This window comes from Roseibium porphyridii, from assembly GCF_026191725.2.
Classification (GTDB): Bacteria; Pseudomonadota; Alphaproteobacteria; order Rhizobiales; family Stappiaceae; genus Roseibium; species Roseibium porphyridii.
Window position 1 is genome coordinate 2,265,482 of sequence record NZ_CP120863.1, and the last position, 23,505, is coordinate 2,288,986.

Here is a 23,505-nt window from a genome sequence, read left to right on the forward strand (position 1 = left end):
GCTGGTGTTTTCAATCAGACCGATGTGCTGCGTACATTCTGATCGGTCGAAACGGCTCGGGGCCTCGGAGTTTGTGCGTCCGAGGCCGTCTTGAGCCATTGAATCAGTTGGAAGATGTCAACATCACGGAGGCAAGGTCCTGACCAACGGTGGTTTCTCCTTCAAAACCGCTCTTTGAAACCGCGTCGCGGTAGTCGTCTTCGCTCAGGGCGCCGTCGGGCAGTTTGTAAGGACCCTGACGTGGTGCCCCAACAGGCGGGATCAGATGGGTCAGCATCAGGTGTTTGGCACCGGCCCGCTTGGCGAGATGGCCAAGATCGGTAGCGTTGCTCTGTCGGAAAAATATCGGCGGCGGAAAGCCTGTGCCGCCGTCAGGCCCCATCACAGGGTGAATGGTTGAATGAACGACAATGTCTGCGCCAGCTGCAAGCTTTTCAACCTGATCGGATGTGGAGGTCTTGCGTGGGGGCTTGCGCATGTCATTTCCGGCATCGCCGCCTATGACCACGCTGCCTGCTGGTGTGTCGACGCGATAAGACGCGTGCCCGGCAATGTGGGTGGAGCGGATAGCGCTGACCGACACATCCCCTTTCGACCAGACTTTCTGCGCCTCGTCTTCCGGTTTGAAGTCCTTGACGACAATGAGCTCTGCCGGTCCGCCAGGCAATCGTTTCTTGTTTTCCGCCAGGCGCTGCGCGATCTCGCCGGACTGGATCAGGGAATCGCCAATGTGTTTGGCAAAGCGTGCGCAGCTCAACGAAAAGCCGAGCGGTGATTTCGTCTCCTCGCTACAGACAAGGTCGACCTTCGGACCGCCGGAGTTGAAATGCCAACGCAGTTGCATCATGTCGGCGAGACCTTCGGTGTGGTCTGAGTGCAGGTGCGTCAGAAAGACCGCATCGAGCTGACCGACCGGAACGCCTGCCTGGCTAAGGCGCTGTGTGGTGCCACGCCCGGTGTCGAACTGCAATCGAATGTCATTGCATTTGGTTTCAGCAGATCCGAATTGCACGAGCGTTCCCGCGCCTGCCTGCCCTTTGAATACGGGCGGTCCGCCTTGCGTGCCGGTGAGCGTTACTTTCAGGCAACTCTGTGCCTGTGCGCCTGTGGCAACCAACAGGCACGCACCGAAGAAAACGGCACCAACCAGTTTCCGTGTCATGTCCACCTCCCATCGATTTATTATTTATGGATTCAATAATATCGATTTTTAATTCAAATGCAAAATTACATCGATTGTATGAGGTTTTGTTGCAATGAAATGCTGGACTTAAAGGACTGCCATTATGCAGCTGGTACCTGGTCCTGATTGCTCAAGTCTTGCTTTCTTGCCGTGCCATCCAACGACCGAATGTCCGAACTCGCGGCGATTTCCTGCCGTGTCGCAAAGCCTTCGTGGTTTTGCGGAACTCTTGCAAGGTCATAGAGATAGTTGACCATCACACCGGCCGACTGTGCTGTGCCCTTTTCGGAAAGGTCTGCATCGGCATGGACTGCGTGAACAAGCGCGCCGTTGCCAAGGTGGAAGCGGGCGACCGGATCGAGCGGCAGCCCGTCCTTCCGTTTTGCCGACATGAGATAGTGGGCAGCGAGCAGTTTGAGCTGTTTAGCGTCTGCGCCCTCGAATGGGATTCCGTTGTCGGCCAGCCAGCGGGTGAGGCCGGGAATGGGTGACAGGGTCACGAATGTCTTCAAATCCGGAAGCTCGGCTGCGAGATCCGTGGCCACTTGTTTGATCAGGGAGTTGCCGAAAGAAATTCCGGCGAGGCCTGCCTGGCAATTGGAAATGGAATAGAAGACAGCTGTCCTGGCTTTATCCGCCGTGATCGGTTCGCGGCCCTCGGCCAGCAATTCCTGGACTGACCCTGGAATGTCGCTTGTCAGAGCCACTTCAACGAAGATCAGGGGTTCATCCGGCATCGAAGGATGGAAGAACGCGAAGCACCTTCGATCAACCGGTGCCAGTCGACGTCTCAAATCTTCCCAGCTGCCGATTTCATGCACCGCTTCATAGGCAATGATCTTTTCAAGAATATGCGCGGGGCTTTCCCAGCTGATGGGACGCAGAACCAAGAAACCCCGATTGAACCAGGAGAGGAAAAGGTGCCGAAAGTCCTGATCGAGTGCCTGCAGCTCATGATCCTGTCCACCAAGCCGCAACAGATCCGCCCGCATCTGAACCAGAACTTGTGTTGCCCCCGGTATCTGGTTCAAGCGACGGATCAATTCCTGGCGATCAGGTTCCACTGCCGCCATGAAGTCCCGATATGTCTGTTTGCTCGGGCTGGCTTCATAGGCGTCCAGCGTTTGGCGCACCTGCTCCGGATCAATGTTCATGTCTCCGGCAAGATGATGAAAGAAGGCCAGTTTCCCTTCATCGGTCAGCTCCTGGTATCGCAGCAGGATTTGATCGGCAATTGTCAGTCCTGTGACATCACCTGTTGCGCCAACAAGCGCCTTTATGAGGTCTTCAAGCGAACGGCCGTCGAACTGCGCGGCCGGTCCTCTGAAATACCGGCGCTCAAAGATTGTCGACAGCAAATCGCCAAGAATGGTCATGGGCGGCTCCGAGTGTCTGACAGCTGTGTCTCATAAGATAGGTGTACATGGGCAGCGCGGACACTCCCCCAAATAGGCAATGCCGACACCTGGAAGTCAGGAGAAGCTGACCTTCTTCCCGGACAATCCGACGGAAACCGTGAAACTGCCCTCATTGACCAACCATCGGCGAATGGCGAAGGTTCTGACGCCGCGCTTGTGCATCGGGTCGTTCTCGGCGAGAGCTCTGGCCTCTTCAAGCGAGGCGGCCCTGTAAATGATCATGCCTTCGCCATTCATATCTTCACCCGTGGCGTCGGACACCGGTCCGGCAAAAACCAGTTTCCCGTCCTGTTCCAGCTCGGCCTGATAGGCCAGGTGGTCCGGTAGTGTGCCCGGCAGGTCCGCATCCGGTCCGGATGGTTTGGAATTCACAACAAAGAGTTCAAGCGCGAGTGCTCCGCGTTCCTTGGCAATACGTTTGTAGTCTGCCCATTTCGGCATGATTGATCTCCTTCTTTCCGGCAGTTTAAAAAAATCGATATTATTTGACAATCTATAAGATAGTCGTCAAAGTATCAAAAATTACAGAAACACCGAGGCGTATGATGCGGTTTATTGTAGGGACAGGTTTGTCGGGGCAGGGTGTCTTTCTCGTCGATGGGGAATGGGCCTGGAACCTGACGGCGATTGACGGACGGGTTGGCACGGATCTGAGGCCGCTGATCGAAGGATCGGTGGATCTGAACAGCCTTGCAGGACAAAAGAACAAGGTGGACGCGGAGCCGGTCACCTCTTTAACACCTGGACTTCCGGTCATCCGCCCCGGCAAAATCATCTGCCTCGGCCTCAACTATGTCGACCACATCAAGGAAGGCGGCTATGACGTTCCGGTCTACCCGGCGCTCTTCATGCGGTGCACCACATCCATGATCCCGGCAGGTGCGCCGATGGTCCGCCCGTCGTGCTCCGAACAACTTGACTATGAAGCGGAGCTGATGGTGATCATCGGCAAGGGCGGCAAGCACATCAGCGAAAAAGACGCGCTCGATCATGTCTTTGGTTACACCCTTTTCAATGACGGCTCGGTGCGTGAATACCAGCGCAAGACCCATCAGTGGACACCGGGCAAGAATTTCGACGCAACAGGGCCGATCGGTCCAGTCATCGTAACGCCTGACGAGCTGCCGGAGGGCGCTGATGGGCTCAAGATCGAGTCTCGCGTCGGCACTGAAATACTGCAGAGCGCAACCACATCGGACATGCTTTGGAGCGTTGCCCGCACCATTGCGACTGTCTCAGAATTCTCAACACTGGAGCCTGGAGACCTTTTGGCCATGGGAACGCCTCCGGGTGTAGGACATGCCAAGAAGCCGCCGCGTTGGCTGCGCCCTGGTGAAACTGTTGAGGTCGAGATCGAAGGCATCGGCATTTGCGCAAATCCGATTGTCGCAGAAGAAGATCAGGTGACGACGGAGGCGGCTGAATGAACATGATCGCGTCCAAGGCACCTTCAGGCGAAGCGCTCGCAAAACTGAGGGCGGAAGCGCAAGCAACCATAAGGGACCTGCGTGACCGGATCGAGACGCTGGACAATGACAGCATCGATCTGATCCTGCGCTCGGCCCGCTCGCATTATGCCTGGCAGGACAAGTCTGTTCCGCGAGAGTTGCTGGAAATCATTTACGACATCACCGCTGCGGGGCCGACCAGCATGAACTCATGCCCGGCGCGCTTCTTTTTTGTCGAAACAGCCGAAGCCAAGCAGCGTCTGGCCAAGTCGTTGAAAGACAAGAATATCGACAAGATGATGTCGGCACCGGTTTCCGTGATCATTGCGCATGATGTCGAGTTCTGGAAAGAGCTGCCATACCTGTTTCCTCATGAAGACCGGCGCCCCCATTTCATGCACAAGCCCGAGCATTCCGAGGTGACCGCCTTTCGCAATGGAACCCTGCAGGGTGCCTATTTCATGATCGCGGCTCGTGCTGTTGGACTGGATGTTGGAGCCATGTCCGGGTTTTCCAATGCGATCGTCGATGAAGAGTTCTTCTCGGGTACATCCCTGAAATCCAACTTCCTTTGCAATCTCGGCTATGCCGACGAAACAGCTCTGTTTCAGAAATTGCCAAGGCTGCCGTTCGACACGGCTTGCAAGTTTCTGTGAGGTTCGGTCCGTGGCCTTGAAGGAAAAAACAGTCGTCAAACTCCGGGCAAAGGCAAATGGCCTGTCGCATTCGCGGACGGATATCGGAATTCGCGATGTCAGCTATTCGATTGACGAGCCTGTTGCACGGGGCGGGACCAATCTTGGACCGGCACCGACTGAGGCTGCCCTTGGGGCACTGGCCGGTTGCACCAATGTCATCGGACACAAATGCGCTGCGAAACTCGGTGTTGATATCGGTCATATGGAAATTGAAATCACCTGCGAATTCGACCGCAGGGGCGTCACGCTGGAGGAAGAGATTGACGTTCCCTTTGTTGCATTGCGTCAGGTTGTGAGCGTCGACGGAAGTCTTTCGGAAGACGATCTTCGGCGGGTCGGCGATGAAGTCGCAAAATACTGTCCCTTGTCCAAACTGTTCGAACAGTCAGGGACCAAACTTGAGACGATCTGGCAAAAAGCCTGACCGGTCTCGCTTTCTTTGGGAGGAGAATGCCATGATTGGAAAACTGACAAGACAGAGCGCATTGGCGCTGGCTTTCCTGAGTGCAACCGCAGTACCGTCCTTTGCGACGGAAACGATCAAGGCTGTGGTTATTGACGGATATCCGGCACGAGCGCTCTGGGTGAAGGAGTTCACCAACTTCTTTATTCCGGAAGTCGACAAACGTCTTGCTGAGACCGGCAACTACAAGATGGATTGGCAGGAGAGCTATGGCGGATCCATCGTCAAGCCGAAAGGTGTTCTGGAAGGTGTGAAACTCGGACTGGGCGACATCGGCATCGTCACGACGATTTTCCATTCATCCAAGTTGCCAAGCCAGGCGCTTGCAGCCGTAACGCCGTTCATTGCTCCGGATTCCCGGGCGGTTGCCAAGGCGGTGGATGAGATCGCCAAAGAGTTCCCGACGATGCAGAAGGAGTTCGAGGCACAAAACCAGGTCTATCTGGCAACTGGCGTCGTGCTCGATACCTATCAGCTGTTCTCCAAGGACCCGGTCAACTCGCTGAAGGATGTTGAGGGCAGCAAGGTCGCCGGAGCCGGCATGAACCTGCGGTATCTTGAAGGCATCGAAGGTGCTGCAGGCGTGCGTGGCGGTCTGACCGACTTCTACAACATGCTGCAGACCGGCCTGGTCGACAATGCGATGCTTTGGCCGGAAGCTGCAAAGACATTCAAGATCGCGGAAGTCGCTCCCTACATGCTGAAGGCTGACCTTGGTGCGGTGAATTCCAAGACGATCACGGTCAACAAGGACTATTGGGACGGTCTTCCGGACGAAGTGAAAAATGTCCTGCAGGAAGTGGCTGTTGAGTATCGCGACCACGTTGCCGGCATTGCCATGGACAGAGCCGATGCAAGTCGGTCAGCATTTGTCGAATCCGGTGGGACGGTCGTTGACTTAGACCCGGCTGAGCGGAAAAACTGGGCGGAAGCCATGCCGAACATTGCCGTGGAATGGGCCGCAGAGCTGGATTCCAAAGGTGAACCGGGCAGCGATATGCTGAAAGCTTATATGACGAAGCTGCAGGAAGCCGGGTACTCACCTGTCCGCGACTGGTCTGCAGAGCTTTCTCAGTAAAGCGCCAGCAGCGCACAAGTGGAGCGCCAGAATGTTGCGTCCAATTCTTTCTGGCGTTCGCGCCTTCTCCAGACTTGCCAACTGGGTGGCCATGGGTGCCAACGCAGTTGGTACCCTCATCGTGCTCGCCCTGATCATGGTGGTGAATTACGACGTCGTCGCGCGCGGTTTGTTCAACGCACCGTTTCGCGGCGCTGTCGAAGTCGTTCAGTTCTCCATGGTGCTGATTGTCTTCCTGCAACTGCCCGACGTGGTGAGAATGAACCGGCTCACCCGGTCGGACGGTTTTCTGACAATCCTTCAGGCGACCAAGCCGAAACTTGCTGAATCGATCCGGCGGATCATCAACTTCGCCTCGGCCGTGTTCATGACGCTGGTTGCCTATGCAATCTGGCCAGAGTTTCTGGAAATGTACGAGACACAGGACTATTTCGGCGTCCCGGGCATTTTCACGGCTCCCTGGTGGCCGCTGAAACTTGCCATATTCCTGAGCGCAGCCCTGTGCCTGATCTTGTTTGCTCTCAAAGCCCTGACCGGTGAGAGGTCCACCGACCCTGTCCGTTACACCAAACAGCCAGAGGATAACGCGTGAGCCCTTTTGAAATCGGCATTCTGTCCGTCATCGCGATTGTCGTACTGGTCTATCTCGGTGTTTACATTCCAATCGCGCTTGGGCTGGTGTCCTTTGTCTCGATCGTGTTGATGCGGGACAATTTCGATCTGGCCGTCAATCTTCTCAAGATCGCGATTGGCGACAGTGTGATGGAATACACTTTCGCCACGGTTCCCCTGTTTACCTTCATGGGACTGATTGTCTCAAAAGCAGGGCTGGGAGCCGACATTTATGCGGTTATGAATTCAGGTTTCAAGAAGGTCAAAGGTGGCATCGGCATGGCAACAGTCGGCGCCAATGCTGTCTTCGCTGCCGTGACCGGATCTTCGATTGCCTCAGCATCGGTGTTTTCAAAGGTCTCCGTCCCGCAAATGCTGGCCTTTGACTATAACCCGCGATTTGCCGTCGGCGTTGTCGCTGGGTCTTCGGTCCTTGGCATGATCATTCCGCCTTCCGCCATGCTGATCATCTATTCCTTTGTTGCCGAGCAAAGTGTTGGCGACATGTTTCTGGCCGGTGTGGTGCCAGGCCTTCTGCTGGCAGCAGCCTATGTGATTGCCATCTTTCTGATGGGCCGATTTGCACCCAGCTATGTGGGTGGGCGACCTGCGGAGGAAACTGAATGGATGTCTCCCTGGGAAATCGCCGAAAAGACCCTGCCGACGCTGTTCCTGATTTCCGTGGTCCTGGGTGGTATTTACACGGGATGGTTCACCCCTGTTGAAGCCGGTGCCGCCGGTGCGCTTCTGGGTCTGGTTATTGCAGCCTTCCGGCGCCGTCTGTCGCTGCAGTCTCTTTGGAGCACGCTTCTCGAAACGGGGCACATCACGGCATCCATCCTGTTTTTGATTACCGCTGCATCGATCTACAGCCGCATGCTGGGTCTTGCCGGTCTGCCGAATGAACTTGGCGACCTTCTGACTGAAACCCAGATGAGCTTCTTCTGGGTGATGGTCATCTACGTGTTGTTGATGATCTTCCTCGGCACTTTGTTGGACACGGCCTCGATTATCCTGATCGTCGTGCCGCTGTTTTTGCCTCTCGTCGAGCCCATGGGGCTGTCCCTGATCTGGTTCGGCATCGTCACGGTCGTCGGTGCCGAGATCGGGCTGCTGACACCACCTCTCGGCATATCCTGCTTTGTTATCAAGGCAACGCTCAACGATCCGCGGATTTCACTCAAGGATGTCTTTATCGGCGCGTTTCCCTTTGCGGTGGTGATGCTGATCGTCCTCATTATTCTGATCCGCTGGCCTTCTCTGAGCCTGGCCATACTGAACTAGGAACTCTGTCATGCGTCACGTGACCAAGGACAACATTACCGACGTCTTCATGAGCTATTTCGGGCCTGACACGGACCCGAGATTGAAGGAGATTCTGAAGAGCCTCGTCACACACCTGCATGCCTTTGCAAAAGAGACCAACCTGACCCATGAAGAATGGCAGAAGGGGATCGAGTTTCTGGAATGGGCAGGCGATATCTCTGACAAGGAGCGCCATGAATTCGTGCTCCTTTCAGATGTGCTCGGACTATCGTCTCTGGTCGACATGCTTCATTCCAATCCGCACGGCACATCTTCAAGCGTGCTCGGGCCGTTCCACATCACCGGTTCGCCGCCTCTGGCAATTGGAGGGGACCTCAGGCAGGATTTCAACGAGCAGGTTCTTCTTGCCAAGGGAACCATTCGGGATGAAAAAGGCCGACCAATCGAAGGTGCTGAACTCGACATCTGGCAAACAGCGCCAAACGGGCTTTACTCCAGCCAGGACCCGGATCAGGACACCTATTCCTTTCATGGCATTCAAACGACCGGCAAGGACGGGCGTTACGCTTTTACCACCGTCAAACCCGTAAGCTATACGGTGCCAAGTGACGGGCCGGTGGGCGACATATTAACGGCAAGCGGACGCCACCCGTGGAGGCCCTCACATCTCCATTATATTGTCAAAGCGCCTGGTTTCCGGCCACTCGTTACGGAGATTTTCCCCGACGACGATCCTTACCTGGATCAGGACACGGTTTTTGGCGTGCGTGCGGATCTTGTCATGACTTATGTCGAAGAGGCTGCCGGAACCTTTCCAACCGAAGGGTTTGAACTATCCGGAAAAGTAGACGGACCATATCTTGTGGCGGATTTTGATCTGGTGCTGGTTCGCGAATAGGACCGTCAAAAGACAGAGACAGGCTCACACAAAACCCTGATTGAGCTGCAGGGCGCATTGATACTTTCTTTCAGAAAGTGGGATCTTTCGCGTTGAACCTTCGCAGCAGCAGCGCCAGGAAACAAAAGCAAATCATTGCGTGTTTCGCCTATTCGGCAGCTTCGAGCGTGAAGTGTCTTTCCAGGAAAGCGCCGGTCCGCTTGTAGTGATCCAGAAGCAGGGCACAGGCATGGTCCGCATCGCGATCGACCGCAGCGTTCATGATGTCTTGATGCTCCTTGCCGATATCCCGCTTGGAATAATTCAGCGCTTTACCGGCGAGATACCGGTAGCGGATGTTGAGATCGTAGAGCTGGTTGCAGAACTTGAGCAGTACCGGCGAGTTGCAGGCGCTGATGAGGTTCATGTGAAAGGCCTTGTGCAGCTCTTCAAACCGTTCCACGTTGCCGCGTGGTTCACGCATCATCCGGTGATGGCTGATCACGAGTCGATCTTCCCAAGCCTGATCTGCGACAGCCAGGCTTTCCCGCAGAGCCATCTCCTCAAGCTGGCAGCGCAATTTCAGGATTTCGCTGAAGTTGTGCGGGCTGATTTCTGCTGTGCGGAAACCGCGTTGATCGAGGCGTTCCACCAAAAGATCGGAGACCAGCAAGGTCAGTGCTTCGCGAATTGGCGATCCGCCCATGTCGAGGATCTTGCGCAGATTCTCGATTTTCAACTTCTGACCGGGGGGCAGTTCACCTACCAGGATCATACGCCTGATGGACAAATAAGCGCGTTGCGTTGCTGAGGGCTCTTGTGCCGGATCGATGTGTGTTTGAATGTTCATACCTGATAATATCGATATTATGGCTGTTATACCACTTTTAACTAGAAGTATTCCAGGTAAGGTCAAGCAAATTTGATAGGGATATGGCCAATCTGGGCTGCCGAATGCCGATTTTCAGGGCAGATCAGTTTTGAGCCTGTTTCTCAATCAGTGTCTTGATGGCGGCTTTGCGGTCAATCATCCCTGGATGAGTGGAAAGAATATCGGTTCTTTCGCAGGATTCTCCGCAATCGGCGAGGACCTTGTCCAGGAGGCGCGTCACCGCGAGTGGGTCCCTGCCTGATTTCAGCATCAATTCAACGCTGACCCGGTCCGCATCGTGTTCGAACTCACGTGAATAGGCTCTGGATTGCAGGATGCCTGCCTGAGCGACCAATTCATCCAACAGCTGACCGTCATCGCCTGTGACTGCGCCGATCAGCAGGTAAAACCCGGCCACTCGATAAATCTGCTGGAGAGAATGCTTTTCGGTCACATGACCGATTTCGTGGGCAAGCACACCGGCCACTTCATCGAGTGTTTCGCTGAATGTGATCAGCTCATCGGTCACGACGATGGTCCCGCCTGGGAGTGCGAATGCATTGGCGCCAAAGATGCCGCCTTTGCGAAACTCCAGATCCATGCTGTCCGGTTCCAATTCCGCGGTTTGCAGCAGTTCCTCGAAGACAGTCTGAAACTTTTGTCTTTCACTGTCCGGCAATTCGGACGCAGAAAAGACTGATCTGTCGAGAGATTGCAAAGTGCCGTAGTCGAGGATGTCGGAATAAACAGTCGGAGTGACATGAGCCGCAGCATAGGCGGCCAGGGGCAAGCCCCAGCGATAGGCACCAAAAACAACGACGAGACACAGAATGAAGGAAGCTGCAGCCCATTTGAGCGAGCCTTCGAAACGGTTCAGTTGATCGACGAAACCGCCCTTGTGACCGAACAGTTCGTCAATGCCGGCGTCGTCCTCGGTTTCGAACACGGCTCCACCAGCGAAATAAACCTTCCTGGAAAGTCCATGAAGCTTGTCGCTGACACGGTCAAGCTCAAGCATTCTCGCGCTGGGCTGACCGTCGATGTCGACAAGGATCAGTTCTCCGGTTCTCTTGATTTTTGCAGGGAGGCTTTTTGCCTCGCCGCTTTCGAAAAACTTGCCGTTAACGGTCTGCATGATGGTTCGGTTGCCGGCTTGGTTCGGGTCCGGGTTCATAAAATCATACCTTCGAGCGCCAAACAGGCGCAGATCTGCGCGGGAATACCCGCGGAGCTGTGATTTTGCATTGCAATTCTGTCCTGGTCGACCTGAATGCTCGTTTATATGGGCCAGACCCTTTAGAACAATCTGCTTTCATGCGCATTCGCATGAAAGCAGATTTCGGGTTCAGTACCAGTGCGGCAATTGCTCCCTTTGCTCTAAAGGCCGAATTCAATGCCTTCCATGGCGGTGAACTCGGCAGCTGCCGCAGAACCTTCCTGAATGTTGTCACCGACAAACGTGTCCAGTGGCTCCAGCGATTTCAACTGCGTCTGGTCGGCAAAATAGCGCCAGGTACGCACTGCAGCCCAGGGACGCATCAGACCCAGTGTGAACAGGATGACAACGAGATTGGACAGCAGGATCCAGAGGTAACGTCGACGGCTGAGGCTTGAGTGCAGCCGGTGCCGGTTTTCGTTCAGTGTCGTGCTGTTGAAGGCGATGTTGCGGACGCCGGCAGCATAAAAAATGAAGGCGAGAACCGGTGCTGTATAGATCAACACGCCGAACAAAAGGAAGCTGAAGGCAAAACCGGTGGGAACAGCGTCATCACTTTCAAAGGCCGTTCCGATGCCGGAAAAATCGATGCCCGAGAGCAGCGCAACCGCAACGGAAATGATCCCGATGACAATGAAACCAAGGAACATGACAAGGATGGTCATACCCCAGTTGGCATAAAGGTCGCCGAGGTTTGGATCGGTCTTGAACGAGGAGTTTCCATAACGCAGGCGATTGCCGATATAGGCGTTGTGCATGCGTGAGGCCACAGGCGCCAGGACGCCGGCTGTAAACACTGCCACCATCGGCATGACGAGGAAAACAAGAAAGGCTTTCCAGTAAGAAGGTTCAAAATTGAAGCGCAGGTTCCGGTAGCTGGTAACACGTGCATTGAACCTGATGGACCGGTTGAACAACCAGGGAACGAAGCCGAGATAGATCAGGATAAGAATACCGGCCAGGGCAGGGGATATGAACGCTAGCGCCTGATAGATTACCAGCGCGATGATGACGATGATGCGGCCGATCAGAATGTTGATCGGTCGGGCGTGATACTCGAAATTGTGGCCATCAAGAACCGTGTTTCCGTAAAAGTAGCGCTGATGCCGAACTTTGGCCCAGGCGCTGTAAATGCCGAGAGTGACAATCGTGAGCAGCAGATTGACGATCCAGATGCCGAAATACTCGCCCGCCCGGCCGTTGAATTGAAACGGATGGGTCACAGGCGTTGGTTGGGGGGTCGTGTCCATGTCATTGGCCTATTTGAATAGAGAAACCTGAATGCTGAATAATATGCCTTAGCGAGAATGGGCATTAGCACGGAATGATTTTCTGGTATGTGATCTGGATACCAGAATGGTCTGATTAATGGAGTTCAGACCTGAGTACAATCATACGTTTCAGCATGGTTAAGGACACCGGCCTCGAATCCGGTTGCGGTGCCGTCGAACCTGGTATGTCGCGGATTGCATATGATTGGAGCGGGCGAATGCAGGCGGCCCGGAGATCCGCGATACTGCGGACTTTGCAGACTGGCTGTCGAGCCTGTATAGAGAGTGCGAAATGCGTAGCAGCCGCCAGATTTTCTTGCGCTGTACCAGGCACATTCAACAAAAAGAAAAAGCCCGATGAACGATTTCCTCGTTGCTGCACTCTATTCGTTTACACCGCTCGATGATTTCGAAGCGCTGCGTGATCCCCTGAAAGCCTTTTGTGTGGCGCAGGATGTGCGCGGCAGTCTTTTGCTGGCATCTGAAGGCATCAACGGCACAATCTGCGGTCCGGAAAAAGGCGTGCGTGCGGTTCTCTCTCACTTGCGCGCGGATCCGCGTTTGAAAGATCTGCATCACAAAGAATCCTGGACTGACCGTCACGTGTTCAAGCGCATGAAAGTGCGCTTGAAACAGGAGATCGTGCGTCTGGCTGTTGACGGTATCGATCCGAATGAGATCGTCGGGGAATATGTGAAACCCCAAGACTGGAACGACCTGATCTCCGACCCGGATGTTGTCGTGATCGACACGCGCAACGACTATGAATTCGCCTTTGGCACTTTTGAAAAGGCGCTGAACCCGGAGACGCAATCGTTTCGAGAGTTCCCGGCTTGGGTGGAAGACCAGGAAGCCTTGCAGAAGAAGCCCAAGGTGGCGATGTTCTGCACGGGCGGTATCCGCTGTGAAAAAGCAACTGCTTGGATGCTGAAAAACGGATTTGACCAAGTCTATCATCTTGAAGGGGGTATCCTGAACTACCTTGAAAGCGTTCCGGAAGAAAACAGTCTCTGGAAAGGCGAATGCTTCGTTTTCGATGACAGGGTTTCGGTGGACCACCAGTTGCAACCGCGCTGGGGCGAGTGGGTGCCGGAAGAAGCCAAACACATAATCAATGAAGACACGGACTACGAAAAAGGTCTCCGGAGCGACGAGGCCCAGACCGCGCAGACGAAGGTCTGACGGGGGGCAGTCCCGAATTGGCACGAAACGCGTTAACGATTGTTAACTTTTTCGCTTTAACCCATTGATCAACTTCCCTAAAGTCAAAGGGCAGAGCCGTTTCTGCACCAGACTGGGGGAAGTATTATGCGTCGCAGGTTCTGGAGCGCGGTTGCCGCGCTGGTGATTGGTCCATTGATGGGGTCAGCTGCATTTGCTGGCGGCCAGGCGCTTTCCTGCTATGAGCAGGCAACCGTGCCAGCTGTCTACAAGACTGTCCATGAGAAGGTTCTGGTTCAGGCCGCGTCCAGCTACGTGGTGAAAAAGCCCGCGGTCTACGGCTATCAGAGCCGGCGTGTTCTGGTGCAGCCTGAGCGTGTGACCTACCGGAAGAGCCCGGCCGTCTATCAGACGCAGCACCGCCAGGTGCAGGTGCAGCCAGCTAGCATTGGCTGGGAATACCGGATGATCAAAGGCCGTAACGTCTTGTGCAAGGTCAAGCATCCGGCCGTTTTCAAAACCGTCAGTCAGAAGGTTCTGGTCCAGCCGGCATCAAAAGTCGCCGTGCGCCATCCAGCCGTCTACAGCTCGGTCAAGGAAAAGGTCTTGATCCAACCGGCCAGGAGCCATGTGGTCCAAAAGCCGGCAGTCTACAGGACAGTCAGTCGTCAGGTGCAGGTTCAGCCCGCCAGAACTGTCTGGAAACCGGTAAGGGTTCGCGGCTGTCGCTATTGAGGCGCTTTGCAATGATCTCTTATCTGTCCGGAGAAGGCCGATGATTTGTACCTTGATAGCCTCGTCCATTCTTTTGAGTGTGGAAGGCGGCTCCATGGCTGTTCTCATACCGGAAAATCAATCTGTGCGGATCTTCAACGAAACAAATGCCAACGGTGAAAACGCCGTTGTGCACCTATTCGGCGAGACCAAGATCCAGGTGCCGGGCGTTACTGCCGAACAAGTCATTGCAGCGCTGAAATCCTGCGGTAAGGAACAGCGCTGACGGGCTCAATTCGATCCTTTGCCAATCACCAGTCGGTGGCGGTTTCGGAGAGTTTGTCGGCCAGAAAATCAACAAAGGCCCGGACTTTCGGAGCCAGGTTGCGTTTGGAGTTATAAAGCGCATAGACGTTGATGTTGAATGCGTTGAAGTCGGACAGTGCGGTTTCCAGCTGACCCTCACGGCGTTCTCTGGCAATCATATAACCCGGAATGAGCGCGATCCCACTTCCGGCAAGGACGATATCTTTAACCGCTCGTGCGCTGTTGACCGCTAGCGGGCCGTTGACCTGAACGGATCGAATTTCGCGATCTAACTTGAACGGCCAGGAACTGGCGTTTTGAAAGTTTGTGTCGATCACGCATCGATGATGTTCAAGATCAGTTGGATGCGCAGGTTTTCCGTACTTTCTAAAGTAGTCAATTGAAGCGCAAATGTGGATCGGGGCAGGAGCAAGTTTCCTTGCGATTAGCGCGGAATCTGCCAAGTCAGAAATTCTGACTGCCACGTCAAAGCCTTCGTCGACAAGGTCGATATGCCGGTCGGTGAGATTGAGATCGACGGAAATCTCCGGAAACTTTTCGGTAAATGCCGGCATTAGCGGAGCTATGAACATTTCGCCAAATGTTGTCGGTGCTGTCACCGATAAACGGCCACGTGGACTGGCTGCCTGGTTCTGGATCAAGGCCTCCAGTTCCTCAACATCTTCCAGGATCTGCCCGCACCGCCCATGGAAGAGGTGACCGGCTTCAGTAAGACTGAGGCTTCTGGTCGTCCGGTTCAAAAGACGGGTTCCCAGATGTGCCTCAAGCGCCTGTACCTTTTTGCTCGTCAGAGTTTTCGACAAGTTCAGTCTGTCGCCCGCCTTGGTGAAGGACCCAGTTTCAACAACAGCCGAGAAGGCCCGCATGCAGTCGATAAGATTCATATTGTATACTTTTTTGATACTATAAGTTTCTTTTTCGCATATTTATCGCATATTCTTCTTCAATTAAATCTCTGAAGCAACCTAAATCAGACTTCAGGGAATTCACGATGATTGATACCAGGACCGCTCCTTATGCCGCGCTTATGTTGCGTGTTTCATTGGGACTTCTTTTCCTAGCCCATGCCGGGCTCAAGTTTTTTGTCTTTACGCCCGCCGGTACGGTCGGGTTCTTTCAGTCACTGGGGCTTCCAGCGGCCCTGGCCTACGTGACAATTCTGGCTGAGGTGATCGGTGCGCTGCTCCTGATCAGCGGATTGTTTGCCCGCTATGTGAGCCTTGCGCTTTTGCCGATCCTCATTGGAGCAATAGTCTTTGTTCATGCGCAAAATGGTTGGCTGTTTTCCAATGAGAACGGCGGCTGGGAGTTCCCTGCATTCTGGGCGCTGGCGCTGATCGTTCAGTCTCTGCTTGGAAGTGGGGCCTATGCGCTCTCCCTTGAGGGCGGGAGAGTAACTCTGCAACAGGTACCGGCGGCCTGATCACAGGCTCCCTTCAATGCTTATAGAAAGGCGAAATGATGCTTGTTGATGGGAAATGGAGTGCCGACTGGCACCCTTATCAAAAAAACGATGACAAGGGACGGTTCGTTCGTCAGACGTCCAGTTTCAGGTCATGGATTACACCAGATGGGGCTGTCGGACCGGAGGGGCAGATTGCGCACAAGGCGGTTGCCGGCCGTTATCATCTCTTTGTCAATTACATTTGCCCCTGGGCAGGGCGCACCCTCATTGCCCGCAAGCTCAAAAAACTTGAAGACATCATCTCAGTGTCTGTTCTGGAACCTGTGATGACCCGACAAGGCTGGAGCTTTGGCGACTTTCCAGGGTCGACGGGGGCGGACACGGAGATCGGAGCAAAATACATGCACGAGCTCTATTCAATGGCCGACCCAGGATATAGTGGACGGGCTTCAGTTCCCGTGCTTTGGGACAGGGCAAGACAGACGATTGTCAACAACGAGTCGGCCGACATCATCCGGATATTCGACACCGGTTTTGAAAATCTGACCGGAGAAAAGCCAACTCTGACACCTGCCGGAAAGAAGTCAGAGATTCAGGCTCTCAACGAGCTTCTCTATGACACACTCAACAATGGGGTCTATCGGGCAGGCTTTGCGAGAAGCCAGGTTGCTTATGAAGAAGCGGTCAAAACCATTTTCGCAACGCTCGACATGCTCGAGACGCAACTGTCCGACGGGCGTGCGTATCTGACGGGAGAGGATATCGTTGAAAGTGATATCCGGCTTTTTGTGACACTGGTTCGCTTTGATGCAGCTTATGTCGATCTCTTCAAATGCAACTTGAAGGCCATTCGCGAGTATCCCGCCTTAAGCGCTTATCTTGAGCGGCTCTACAATCAGCCGGCATTTGGAGACAGCACGCGAATTGATCACATCAAGGCGGGTTACTACTCAATCGAAGCCCTCAATCCCGCAGGTCTTGTTCCACTCGGACCGACATTGCCCTTTCTCGATGAAGGTTCGGTGGAACCGACAACTCACCGGTCAGCGGCCTGAGGTTTTAAAGCGATAGGTTTTCCGACCCGTTTGGCCATGACCCTCGACGAGAAACAGGCCTCCGGAGAGTGTGTCAGGCTCAATCGCGGTCGGATCTGACGGTTGCTTGATGCTGGTCACGACCAGATGATCCAGATCCGGGCCACAGAAGCAGGGCATAGTCGGCTTCTCGACAGGCATCTTGATCGCCTGCAAGAGATTGCCGTCAGGTGCAAAGCAATTCAGAACACCTGCCGAAACACCTGCGCTCCAATAGTTGCCGTCAGCGTCGACAGTGGCCCCGTCCGGGCGTCCGGTTTCGTTTGTCTGCTGCGCAAAGAGCATCTTTGATCCGAGCGTGCCTGCCACAGGATCGAAAGTATAATATTCAATCCAGCCAGGAGAGGTGTCGGAATGGAACATATACGTGCCGTCAGGTGTCCAGGCGAGGCCATTGGAACATAACAGTTCGTCACGAATTTCCGCGGCCTCTCCGGAGGCATCGACCCGGTAAAGTCCAGCAATCGGATCACGCGGCGAGTTGGTGTCCATGGTTCCGACCCAGAACGCTCCGTCCGGGCCGACTTTTCCATCATTCAAACGTGTGCGCGGCTGATCGGGTTGGATCTCTACCAGCACCTCGCTGTCGCCGCTCTCCGGATCGAACAGCAGCACCTTGTCCCAGACAGCGACGATCAGCCGTTCGTCCTCGGTCAGGCCAAAGGACCCGACCTCATTGTCGAAATGCCAGGTGGTGATGTCACGGCTTTCCCAATCCATGGACTGGATCGTTCGGCCCTGGATATCGGCCCAGAGAAGGCGGTTTTTTCTGTCATCCCAGGTAGGGCATTCGGCAAGCTGGTAGGTCGTGTCGATAAAACGGGTGATCGTGTGAGACACCGGCGCGGGTTCCTTGAAAAACCAAGTCTTTGAATGGAGGCGGACTATAGCGGGCAGGGCTCGCGGCGTCGAGACTTCAAAGGGGCGGCTGTCAGAGGTTGTTGCGAGGGAGGAAACGGTCATTACGAGCACGATGTTGACCGCCAATACCAATGAAAAATGCTGCGTATCATCCTGCAAAACAGAAAGATAAATGCTTGTTTCAAGGCCTATTCGCCGTTGAGTGGTATCGCTGTGCGCCGGACGATCGGACGGATCGCGAATGATGATTTCATGCGCAGAACCCCCGGTAATTGGGCCAGATGATCCCGATGTATCCTCTCAAAATCCATTGGGTCATGTGCCGTCAGGCGCAGGATATAGTCCGCATCTCCGGCCATTAGGAAGCACTCCATGATTTCTTCGGAACGAGCGACCGCGCGCTCGAAGTTCTCAAGGGTTTCCTTGGACTGTCCGACAAGCGAAATTTCGACAAAAACATCCATGTGTCTGCCGAGTTTCTTCTGATTGAGGAGGGCTACGTATCTTTCGATGATCCCTGCGTCTTCCAGGGTCCGCATCCGGCGCAGGCATGCTGAAGGAGAAAGCCCGACCTTGTCGGCAAGGTCTGCATTGGCGATGCGCCCTTCGCTTTGAAGCACATTCAGGATTTTCCGGTCGAGACGGTCGAGTTGCATTATGTTGCACCGCATATATTGCTGTCATGTAATGTCAACTTAGCAGGAAATTTTAAGATTGGGATATTTTGCGCACAAATATTGTGTCGCATGTCATTTTAAGAACAGTGAACGCAAGCACATTCGACAAGAAGGCGCGTAGAATTGAAGGCAATCAAAGAACGCTTTCAGAGGAGATGGAAATGCGTATTGGTGTGCCAAAGGAAATCAAAAACCACGAATACCGGGTCGGTCTGACACCCGACAGCGTTCTTGAAATGACTGCACATGGTCATGAGGTCGTTGTCGAAACGAAGGCTGGTGTCGGGATCGGCGCGAGCGACGCCGACTATGAAGCTGCTGGTGCAAAGATATTGTCGACGGCGAAAGAGGTTTTCGACGCCGCTCAGATGATTGTGAAAGTGAAGGAACCGCAGGCAGGCGAGCGTGCAATGCTGCGGCCAGATCATATTCTCTTCACATATCTGCACCTGGCTCCGGATGCCGAACAGACAGCAGATCTGGTGAAGTCCGGCGCAACCTGCATTGCCTATGAGACCGTAACCGATGCTCGTGGTCGTCTGCCGCTTCTGGTTCCGATGTCTCAGGTTGCTGGTCGTCTGTCGGTGATCGCCGGTGCCAAGGCGCTTGAAAAAGCACATGGCGGCTCCGGTACGCTGATCGGTGGAGTTCCCGGTGTTGAGCCTGCGAAGGTCGTCGTGATCGGCGGCGGTGTTGTGGGCGCTCATGCAATTACCATGGCCATTGGACTTGGTGCCGATGTGACCGTGCTTGATCGCAATACGGCGGTTCTTGGTGAACTTGCTCTCTCATTCGGCCCGGCCCTCAAGACAGTTTATTCCAGCAGGGCGGCGCTTGAGAGCCAGGTGCTGGAAGCTGATCTTGTTGTTGGTGCGGTTCTGGTTGCCGGAGCGGCAGCTCCGAAGCTTGTATCGAAGGATCTTGTCAGCCGCATGAAGCCGGGTTCGGTGCTGGTAGACGTGGCCATCGACCAGGGTGGCTGCTTTGAAACATCGCGCGCAACAACCCATTCAGATCCGACCTACATCATAGACGATGTTGTTCATTACTGTGTTGCCAACATGCCGGGCGCAGTGCCGAAGACCTCGACCTATGCCCTGAACAACGCAACGCTTCCTTTCGCGCTTGCACTTGCTGACAAGGGTGCGAAGCAGGCCCTGCTCGACGATCCTCACTTCCTGCCGGGTCTGAACGTCATCGGCGGTCAGGTTACCTGTGAAGCTGTCGCAACAGCACTTGGATATGACTATGTCGATCCGAAAGTCGCGTTGGAACAGGGTGGTGCCAGCCAGGCTGCCTGATCCAACACAGGCAAACCTTAGAAAGCCGGCTTTTCATGCCGGCTTTTTTTTTGGTCCAGTCATTGCCAAGGAGCGGATGGGCAAGCAGACAATGCGGCTGGGGTCTGAAAAGGCATAACTGATCGCCCAAATCCTTGAGTGACTATTTTGTCGGCTTGAAAATAGTATCGATGGCTTCAAACATGGTGTGGTAGAGGCCGACCTCGTCCTTGGCAAAATCTCCGTGTGGCACGGTCTTCTTGGCCTGGTTGAGCAGATCGGACTTAATGGCTTCCAGGTCGATCCCGGCAGTCTCTGCATGTTTTTCAAGTTCCACATGCAGCCGCTTGGCAATACCGGCATAGGCGACAATTGCTGTCACCATGTGGGTCGGTTCCTCCGGTATCTCGATTTTCATGAAGTCTGGGTCCCTTGCGCTGCCCTGGGGCGTGCCGATGTATTGCTTGTCACTCTATACCTTCCGACATCCATGTCTCCGATCAAATCTTTCTGAATGTGACGCGGATCACTTTCATGGATGCTGTCTCGGAGGAGACTGTTTTTGGAAACCAGATATCCCTTGAGCGAACGTGCCGCAGGCACAGAATGCGAGTGAGTGGTTTGCCATGCTGAACTTAAGATCACCGGAACTAAACGCCGTCGCCGCTTTAAGACAGTTGACGAACAGCAACTATCTGAAGCGCGGCCGCAGAGGACCAGAGATTGCGGCCGCACAAAAAGCGTTGGATCGGTTGGGCTATGACATGACCCACTCAGAAAGCGTTCCGGGCGTCTTCGACGGTGTTTTCGGTGGCGGCACTGAATCGACGGTCAAGCTGTTTCAAAACCATCAGCTTATTGTGGATGACGGATTGATTGGTCCGACCACAATCGGACGGGTTGACATCGACCTTGCTTCTCTACCTTTTCCAACAGCCTCTGAGTTGGACGATACGTTCAAGATTATGGGATCGTCACAGCCCGCCAATTTGAAGCAAGGACATATTTGGCGGCCATCCAGCTATGTGCAAGCCGTGCGGGAGCAAATGGAGAGCTTGTTCAAGACCGGAACCGTGCCGCGCGTTGTATTCCACGCCTTTGGTCCAATGCCGAGGAAAATCCGAGTTATTCCCGAAGGGGACCTGGCAAAGGCAGATGCCCGCTTTAAGCCGGCAGGCGCAGGCCAGCCTCCGCGTTTGTTCTTCACGCCGGGAAAATATGTCCCGGGCTCACCATCCTATTTGGGACCGGGTTTCAAGGCGGGAATGACACTCTTGCATGAGATTTTTCATGCAATGCGTGATTCAAACGGTAAATACACGTCCGATCAGGAGGTTGCGGGATTGCATCCAGCAACCCACCCTCCTGGAGCAGAAACTGGTTCTGCAAAGGCGGCTGATCGGAAGTTCTGGTTCAAGAACCGGGGCGAATTTCTTGCCATCACCGTTGTCAACATCTTCAGGTCTGAGCTCAATCAAGAGCCGCTCGGCAACGGAAGGGTCGTCAGATTCCTGCGAAAGGATCATGGTTCTTCATTCGAATTTCAAAAAATGGCCAGCCCTGAACTGTTTCACAAGAACCCTGAGTTTAAGATCCACCTCAATAAGTTGAAAACCGAGCAAAGTGGTCTCTTTTTCCGTCTGGCCAAAGTGGATGCGCCGTTTAATCCGATTAGGGACTTCGGGTGAACGCGACCTTTGGAGCCTGGGTGCGAAAAAGTCGCTGTGAATGATCAAGTTCTCTAAGTAAAATGGTCACTGCCCGGTCCTACTGAGATTTTCAGCTGCCGCCGTCCAAGGAATTTGCCGCTTGCCTTTCCTAACGAGTTCAGCTGCCATGGTTTGTCCGGGCTGTGCATCCTGAGCAGTCAGAATCCGGATGATCGTGAGCGGTAATTGCGCCATCAACTCCTTCACCGGTTTTTCCTTGTTCATCTCCATCACGTTCAATGCTCCTGTTGAACGCATAATACTATGTTTTTCCATAGGTTTTTATTTGCCCGGTGCTGACCTACGTTTTGTGGATACTAAATTTTTTTTGGAGAGCATTTATGGCTGATGATCCCTGTTATGGCTTTTGGGATGAGTATTGGAACAAGGAAATCTGCAGTGTAATTTCAAACGCAAATGCACTCGGAGGCGAGTTTGAAAATGCAGCAAAGGACCTTCGAACACTCGCGCGGGCTACGAGCGACATTTACGCAGAGAGCAAGCTGAACGCAGCAGCAGACAGGCTCGACAAGGCAAGCAAGGCGCTGAAGCAGCCCAATAAAATCAATGAAGCATTCAAGGCCTTCAATGCGATCAAGGCATTTCACGAGAACTATAAGAAAATCACTCCTCAGTTGATTGAGAATGATCCTGATGCAGCAGCCGATGCATTTGGAAGAGTGTTGGCAGCAGGAGGAGAGGCATTCGACAAGATGGGTCCACCCTTCAGCATCTACAGCAAATATTTGACTGACGCTGGTGAGCTAATCGATGGCGTGTTGCACGGACTGATGCCTGACAAACGCAAGGGCGCTGCCTGGGAAATGTACCGGAAAGCGATGAACGGCGAACTGAGGGGCGACAAGCATTTGCGGTGACTCACAAGCGCACCGTTGCTCTGGAAACCTTGAAAGATATCAAGAAAGTGGAGCAGGGGGTCTGGTACCCGGCTCTGCCAATGGTGGTAAAGACTGTGAGCTGGCTGACTGCTTTCTCATGCTGCAAATCGCAGTTCGTCGAAAGCTTCGAAAAGTCTCGCTGCCCTTGAGGTCTCGGTGACTTCAGAATGTCTGATCCTATTTCCAAAGGTGACCGTCAGGCGGATTGATCAAAGACGGCCTGGCGTTCTGCACCTTTGATGTCGCGCAGTGCGTAAAGTGTAATTGTACTGCTGATACCGTTCCTTCGCAGGCCGATGACATAGTTTAGCACTTCTTCCTTGTGCCACCGCATAAGATCTCTCAAACACCATCCCACCCCAGTCTGCACCAGGTGTTCTGGATCGTTTATCAACGCGTTACAGTTCGCGAGTGCAACATCCTTGTACAATCCAGACTTTGCCACTTTGCGGGTGAAAGTGACGACGCTTGCTCTCCGGAGCCAAAGGTCATCATCGCCGTTCCACGAAACAAGCAGTTCAAGCAGCTCAGTTTTATGAACCTTCAGCACTTCGCTCAAGAGCGCACCGGTATACGCGTCTATTTTGCTCCAGCCGTGAAGACCTCTGATCAAATCCTCCAATAGGTCGAACCGGTCCGGAGAGAAATAGGCGGGAATACGTTCCAACAGTGCCAGTGCAACAGTCTTCTGCTCACCATATCCGGAAAAAATGAGCCGCTTAGCCAGACAAATCTTCTGGTCATCGTCGAGAATGGAAAAGTCGGTTTTCAGCGCTGAGAGCACGCGTTTCATTTCAGGTGCTCTGACCCCATACCCGAGATAGCGTGGATCCGGTTCGTTCGCGTCCGCTCCATATGGTGAAGCTTCTCCGAGCTTCCTGAGCTTCAAAACCACCCGCTGGTATAGATCATCAATTGGTGTGTTCAATCTATGCCTCCCAGCTGGAAATGACTGTTTGACTTAAGAAACGTGCGAG

General features: G+C 54.0%; 27 protein-coding genes. 15 read left to right on the forward strand and 12 right to left on the reverse strand.

Annotation, left to right across the window (positions count from 1 at the left end; translation table 11 throughout):
• Nucleotides 1–103: 103 nt before the first annotated feature.
• The 3 genes from K1718_RS10575 to K1718_RS10585 all read right to left on the reverse strand — a co-directional run bounded on the left by K1718_RS10575 (nt 104) and on the right by K1718_RS10585 (nt 3,042).
• Nucleotides 104–1,162 (reverse strand): MBL fold metallo-hydrolase, encoded by a 1,059-nt coding sequence (locus tag K1718_RS10575; RefSeq protein WP_265684375.1) that lies wholly within the window; start codon nt 1,160–1,162, stop codon nt 104–106.
• 122 nt (nt 1,163–1,284) lie between these two features.
• Entirely contained in the window at nt 1,285–2,559 is a 1,275-nt protein-coding gene (locus K1718_RS10580) for a malonyl-CoA decarboxylase (RefSeq protein ID WP_152500888.1), read from the reverse strand.
• Between the two features lie 96 nt (nt 2,560–2,655).
• The gene (locus K1718_RS10585) at nt 2,656–3,042 is read right to left on the reverse strand and encodes a YciI family protein (protein WP_265684376.1); all 387 of its coding nucleotides are present in this window, start codon (nt 3,040–3,042) and stop codon (nt 2,656–2,658) included.
• A gap of 101 nt (nt 3,043–3,143) precedes the next feature.
• Between K1718_RS10585 and K1718_RS10590 the strand changes: the two genes are divergently transcribed.
• Genes K1718_RS10590 through K1718_RS10620 form a run of 7 tightly spaced genes read left to right on the forward strand, consistent with a single transcriptional unit; the run spans nt 3,144 to nt 9,064 of the window.
• Nucleotides 3,144–4,028: a fumarylacetoacetate hydrolase family protein gene (locus tag K1718_RS10590; RefSeq protein WP_265684377.1), complete on the forward strand. Its 885-nt coding sequence runs from the start codon at nt 3,144–3,146 to the stop codon at nt 4,026–4,028.
• Nucleotides 4,025–4,705 (forward strand): malonic semialdehyde reductase, encoded by a 681-nt coding sequence (locus K1718_RS10595; protein ID WP_265684378.1) that lies wholly within the window; start codon nt 4,025–4,027, stop codon nt 4,703–4,705. The genes K1718_RS10590 and K1718_RS10595 overlap by 4 nt, the downstream gene beginning before the upstream one ends.
• A 10-nt stretch (nt 4,706–4,715) precedes the next feature.
• Entirely contained in the window at nt 4,716–5,171 is a 456-nt protein-coding gene (locus K1718_RS10600) for an OsmC family protein (protein WP_265684379.1), read from the forward strand.
• A gap of 31 nt (nt 5,172–5,202) precedes the next feature.
• On the forward strand, nt 5,203–6,288 hold the full coding sequence (locus K1718_RS10605; protein WP_265684380.1) for a C4-dicarboxylate TRAP transporter substrate-binding protein: 1,086 nt from the start codon (nt 5,203–5,205) through the stop codon (nt 6,286–6,288).
• 31 nt (nt 6,289–6,319) lie between these two features.
• Nucleotides 6,320–6,880: a TRAP transporter small permease subunit gene (locus tag K1718_RS10610; RefSeq protein WP_152500893.1), complete on the forward strand. Its 561-nt coding sequence runs from the start codon at nt 6,320–6,322 to the stop codon at nt 6,878–6,880.
• Nucleotides 6,877–8,184: a TRAP transporter large permease gene (locus tag K1718_RS10615; RefSeq protein WP_265684381.1), complete on the forward strand. Its 1,308-nt coding sequence runs from the start codon at nt 6,877–6,879 to the stop codon at nt 8,182–8,184. Before K1718_RS10610 ends, K1718_RS10615 begins: the two co-directional genes overlap by 4 nt.
• Before the next feature lie 10 nt (nt 8,185–8,194).
• On the forward strand, nt 8,195–9,064 hold the full coding sequence (locus tag K1718_RS10620; RefSeq protein WP_265684382.1) for a dioxygenase family protein: 870 nt from the start codon (nt 8,195–8,197) through the stop codon (nt 9,062–9,064).
• Between the two features lie 148 nt (nt 9,065–9,212).
• On the opposite strand, the gene K1718_RS10625 is transcribed toward K1718_RS10620, so the two are convergent.
• The 3 genes from K1718_RS10625 to K1718_RS10635 form a co-directional block, all read right to left on the reverse strand.
• Nucleotides 9,213–9,893, reverse strand: coding sequence for a GntR family transcriptional regulator (locus K1718_RS10625; RefSeq protein WP_152500896.1), 681 nt, complete (start codon nt 9,891–9,893; stop codon nt 9,213–9,215).
• Between the two features lie 124 nt (nt 9,894–10,017).
• Nucleotides 10,018–11,088: a M48 family metallopeptidase gene (locus tag K1718_RS10630; RefSeq protein ID WP_265684383.1), complete on the reverse strand. Its 1,071-nt coding sequence runs from the start codon at nt 11,086–11,088 to the stop codon at nt 10,018–10,020.
• Between the two features lie 203 nt (nt 11,089–11,291).
• Complete coding sequence (locus tag K1718_RS10635) at nt 11,292–12,380, reverse strand: YjgN family protein (RefSeq protein WP_152500898.1); 1,089 nt, start codon at nt 12,378–12,380, stop codon at nt 11,292–11,294.
• 378 nt (nt 12,381–12,758) lie between these two features.
• Here K1718_RS10635 and trhO point away from each other — a divergent pair, with 378 nt between their 5' ends.
• From trhO to K1718_RS10650, 3 genes are all read left to right on the forward strand, one after another.
• A complete protein-coding gene (trhO, locus tag K1718_RS10640) occupies nt 12,759–13,583 on the forward strand; it encodes an oxygen-dependent tRNA uridine(34) hydroxylase TrhO (protein WP_265684384.1) in 825 nt (274 codons plus the stop codon).
• A gap of 126 nt (nt 13,584–13,709) precedes the next feature.
• Nucleotides 13,710–14,297 (forward strand): hypothetical protein, encoded by a 588-nt coding sequence (locus K1718_RS10645; protein ID WP_152500900.1) that lies wholly within the window; start codon nt 13,710–13,712, stop codon nt 14,295–14,297.
• A 40-nt stretch (nt 14,298–14,337) separates the two neighbouring features.
• Nucleotides 14,338–14,562, forward strand: a complete 225-nt coding sequence (locus K1718_RS10650; RefSeq protein ID WP_152500901.1) for a hypothetical protein — start codon at nt 14,338–14,340, stop codon at nt 14,560–14,562.
• A gap of 25 nt (nt 14,563–14,587) precedes the next feature.
• Here K1718_RS10650 and K1718_RS10655 read toward each other — a convergent pair whose 3' ends face one another.
• Nucleotides 14,588–15,487 carry a LysR family transcriptional regulator gene (locus K1718_RS10655; RefSeq protein WP_265684385.1) on the reverse strand — a complete coding sequence of 300 codons (900 nt, stop codon included), beginning with the start codon at nt 15,485–15,487 and terminating at the stop codon, nt 14,588–14,590.
• 107 nt (nt 15,488–15,594) lie between these two features.
• On the opposite strand from K1718_RS10655, the gene K1718_RS10660 reads away from it, so the two are divergent.
• Both K1718_RS10660 and K1718_RS10665 read left to right on the forward strand, forming a co-directional pair.
• Entirely contained in the window at nt 15,595–16,026 is a 432-nt protein-coding gene (locus tag K1718_RS10660; protein ID WP_265684386.1) for a DoxX family protein, read from the forward strand.
• A gap of 38 nt (nt 16,027–16,064) precedes the next feature.
• On the forward strand, nt 16,065–17,063 hold the full coding sequence (locus K1718_RS10665) for a glutathione S-transferase family protein (RefSeq protein ID WP_265684685.1): 999 nt from the start codon (nt 16,065–16,067) through the stop codon (nt 17,061–17,063).
• Here the strand turns inward: K1718_RS10665 and K1718_RS10670 are convergent.
• Together K1718_RS10670 and K1718_RS10675 are read right to left on the reverse strand one after the other, a co-directional pair.
• The gene (locus tag K1718_RS10670; RefSeq protein WP_265684387.1) at nt 17,052–17,942 is read right to left on the reverse strand and encodes an SMP-30/gluconolactonase/LRE family protein; all 891 of its coding nucleotides are present in this window, start codon (nt 17,940–17,942) and stop codon (nt 17,052–17,054) included. The two genes, K1718_RS10665 and K1718_RS10670, sit on opposite strands and share 12 nt — an antisense overlap.
• Nucleotides 17,943–18,151: 209 nt before the next feature.
• Nucleotides 18,152–18,619: an Lrp/AsnC family transcriptional regulator gene (locus K1718_RS10675; RefSeq protein ID WP_265684388.1), complete on the reverse strand. Its 468-nt coding sequence runs from the start codon at nt 18,617–18,619 to the stop codon at nt 18,152–18,154.
• 182 nt (nt 18,620–18,801) lie between these two features.
• Between K1718_RS10675 and ald the strand changes: the two genes are divergently transcribed.
• Entirely contained in the window at nt 18,802–19,941 is a 1,140-nt protein-coding gene (gene ald, locus K1718_RS10680; protein ID WP_152500906.1) for an alanine dehydrogenase, read from the forward strand.
• Nucleotides 19,942–20,083: 142 nt separating this feature from the next.
• Here the strand turns inward: ald and K1718_RS10685 are convergent, their stop codons facing one another.
• On the reverse strand, nt 20,084–20,338 hold the full coding sequence (locus K1718_RS10685; RefSeq protein ID WP_152500907.1) for a hypothetical protein: 255 nt from the start codon (nt 20,336–20,338) through the stop codon (nt 20,084–20,086).
• A 208-nt stretch (nt 20,339–20,546) separates the two neighbouring features.
• Here K1718_RS10685 and K1718_RS10690 point away from each other — a divergent pair, with 208 nt between their 5' ends.
• The gene (locus K1718_RS10690; RefSeq protein ID WP_265684389.1) at nt 20,547–21,608 is read left to right on the forward strand and encodes a peptidoglycan-binding domain-containing protein; all 1,062 of its coding nucleotides are present in this window, start codon (nt 20,547–20,549) and stop codon (nt 21,606–21,608) included.
• A gap of 66 nt (nt 21,609–21,674) precedes the next feature.
• Here K1718_RS10690 and K1718_RS10695 read toward each other — a convergent pair whose 3' ends face one another.
• Nucleotides 21,675–21,887, reverse strand: a complete 213-nt coding sequence (locus K1718_RS10695; RefSeq protein ID WP_265684390.1) for a hypothetical protein — start codon at nt 21,885–21,887, stop codon at nt 21,675–21,677.
• Nucleotides 21,888–21,970: 83 nt separating this feature from the next.
• Here K1718_RS10695 and K1718_RS10700 point away from each other — a divergent pair, with 83 nt between their 5' ends.
• Nucleotides 21,971–22,507, forward strand: coding sequence for a hypothetical protein (locus K1718_RS10700; RefSeq protein WP_152500910.1), 537 nt, complete (start codon nt 21,971–21,973; stop codon nt 22,505–22,507).
• Between the two features lie 217 nt (nt 22,508–22,724).
• On the opposite strand, the gene K1718_RS10705 is transcribed toward K1718_RS10700, so the two are convergent.
• Nucleotides 22,725–23,456 carry a DNA alkylation repair protein gene (locus K1718_RS10705; protein WP_152500911.1) on the reverse strand — a complete coding sequence of 244 codons (732 nt, stop codon included), beginning with the start codon at nt 23,454–23,456 and terminating at the stop codon, nt 22,725–22,727.
• Between the last annotated feature and the right edge of the window lie 49 nt (nt 23,457–23,505).

What these genes read in the sequence shown, in the direction of transcription:
- K1718_RS10625 (WP_152500896.1), bottom strand. Translation starts at nt 9,893, where the DNA reads ATGAACATTCAAACACACATCGATCCGGCACAAGAGCCCTCAGCAACG.
- K1718_RS10665 (WP_265684685.1), top strand. Translation starts at nt 16,065, where the DNA reads ATGCTTGTTGATGGGAAATGGAGTGCCGACTGGCACCCTTATCAAAAA.
- K1718_RS10695 (WP_265684390.1), bottom strand. Translation starts at nt 21,887, where the DNA reads ATGCGTTCAACAGGAGCATTGAACGTGATGGAGATGAACAAGGAAAAA.
- K1718_RS10650 (WP_152500901.1), top strand. Translation starts at nt 14,338, where the DNA reads ATGATTTGTACCTTGATAGCCTCGTCCATTCTTTTGAGTGTGGAAGGC.
- K1718_RS10620 (WP_265684382.1), top strand. Translation starts at nt 8,195, where the DNA reads ATGCGTCACGTGACCAAGGACAACATTACCGACGTCTTCATGAGCTAT.
- K1718_RS10690 (WP_265684389.1), top strand. Translation starts at nt 20,547, where the DNA reads ATGCTGAACTTAAGATCACCGGAACTAAACGCCGTCGCCGCTTTAAGA.
- K1718_RS10660 (WP_265684386.1), top strand. Translation starts at nt 15,595, where the DNA reads ATGATTGATACCAGGACCGCTCCTTATGCCGCGCTTATGTTGCGTGTT.
- K1718_RS10675 (WP_265684388.1), bottom strand. Translation starts at nt 18,619, where the DNA reads ATGCAACTCGACCGTCTCGACCGGAAAATCCTGAATGTGCTTCAAAGC.
- K1718_RS10575 (WP_265684375.1), bottom strand. Translation starts at nt 1,162, where the DNA reads ATGACACGGAAACTGGTTGGTGCCGTTTTCTTCGGTGCGTGCCTGTTG.
- K1718_RS10630 (WP_265684383.1), bottom strand. Translation starts at nt 11,088, where the DNA reads ATGAACCCGGACCCGAACCAAGCCGGCAACCGAACCATCATGCAGACC.
- K1718_RS10700 (WP_152500910.1), top strand. Translation starts at nt 21,971, where the DNA reads ATGGCTGATGATCCCTGTTATGGCTTTTGGGATGAGTATTGGAACAAG.
- K1718_RS10635 (WP_152500898.1), bottom strand. Translation starts at nt 12,380, where the DNA reads ATGGACACGACCCCCCAACCAACGCCTGTGACCCATCCGTTTCAATTC.
- K1718_RS10580 (WP_152500888.1), bottom strand. Translation starts at nt 2,559, where the DNA reads ATGACCATTCTTGGCGATTTGCTGTCGACAATCTTTGAGCGCCGGTAT.
- trhO (WP_265684384.1), top strand. Translation starts at nt 12,759, where the DNA reads ATGAACGATTTCCTCGTTGCTGCACTCTATTCGTTTACACCGCTCGAT.
- ald (WP_152500906.1), top strand. Translation starts at nt 18,802, where the DNA reads ATGCGTATTGGTGTGCCAAAGGAAATCAAAAACCACGAATACCGGGTC.
- K1718_RS10645 (WP_152500900.1), top strand. Translation starts at nt 13,710, where the DNA reads ATGCGTCGCAGGTTCTGGAGCGCGGTTGCCGCGCTGGTGATTGGTCCA.
- K1718_RS10605 (WP_265684380.1), top strand. Translation starts at nt 5,203, where the DNA reads ATGATTGGAAAACTGACAAGACAGAGCGCATTGGCGCTGGCTTTCCTG.
- K1718_RS10590 (WP_265684377.1), top strand. Translation starts at nt 3,144, where the DNA reads ATGATGCGGTTTATTGTAGGGACAGGTTTGTCGGGGCAGGGTGTCTTT.
- K1718_RS10610 (WP_152500893.1), top strand. Translation starts at nt 6,320, where the DNA reads ATGTTGCGTCCAATTCTTTCTGGCGTTCGCGCCTTCTCCAGACTTGCC.
- K1718_RS10685 (WP_152500907.1), bottom strand. Translation starts at nt 20,338, where the DNA reads ATGAAAATCGAGATACCGGAGGAACCGACCCACATGGTGACAGCAATT.
- K1718_RS10655 (WP_265684385.1), bottom strand. Translation starts at nt 15,487, where the DNA reads ATGAATCTTATCGACTGCATGCGGGCCTTCTCGGCTGTTGTTGAAACT.
- K1718_RS10595 (WP_265684378.1), top strand. Translation starts at nt 4,025, where the DNA reads ATGAACATGATCGCGTCCAAGGCACCTTCAGGCGAAGCGCTCGCAAAA.
- K1718_RS10585 (WP_265684376.1), bottom strand. Translation starts at nt 3,042, where the DNA reads ATGCCGAAATGGGCAGACTACAAACGTATTGCCAAGGAACGCGGAGCA.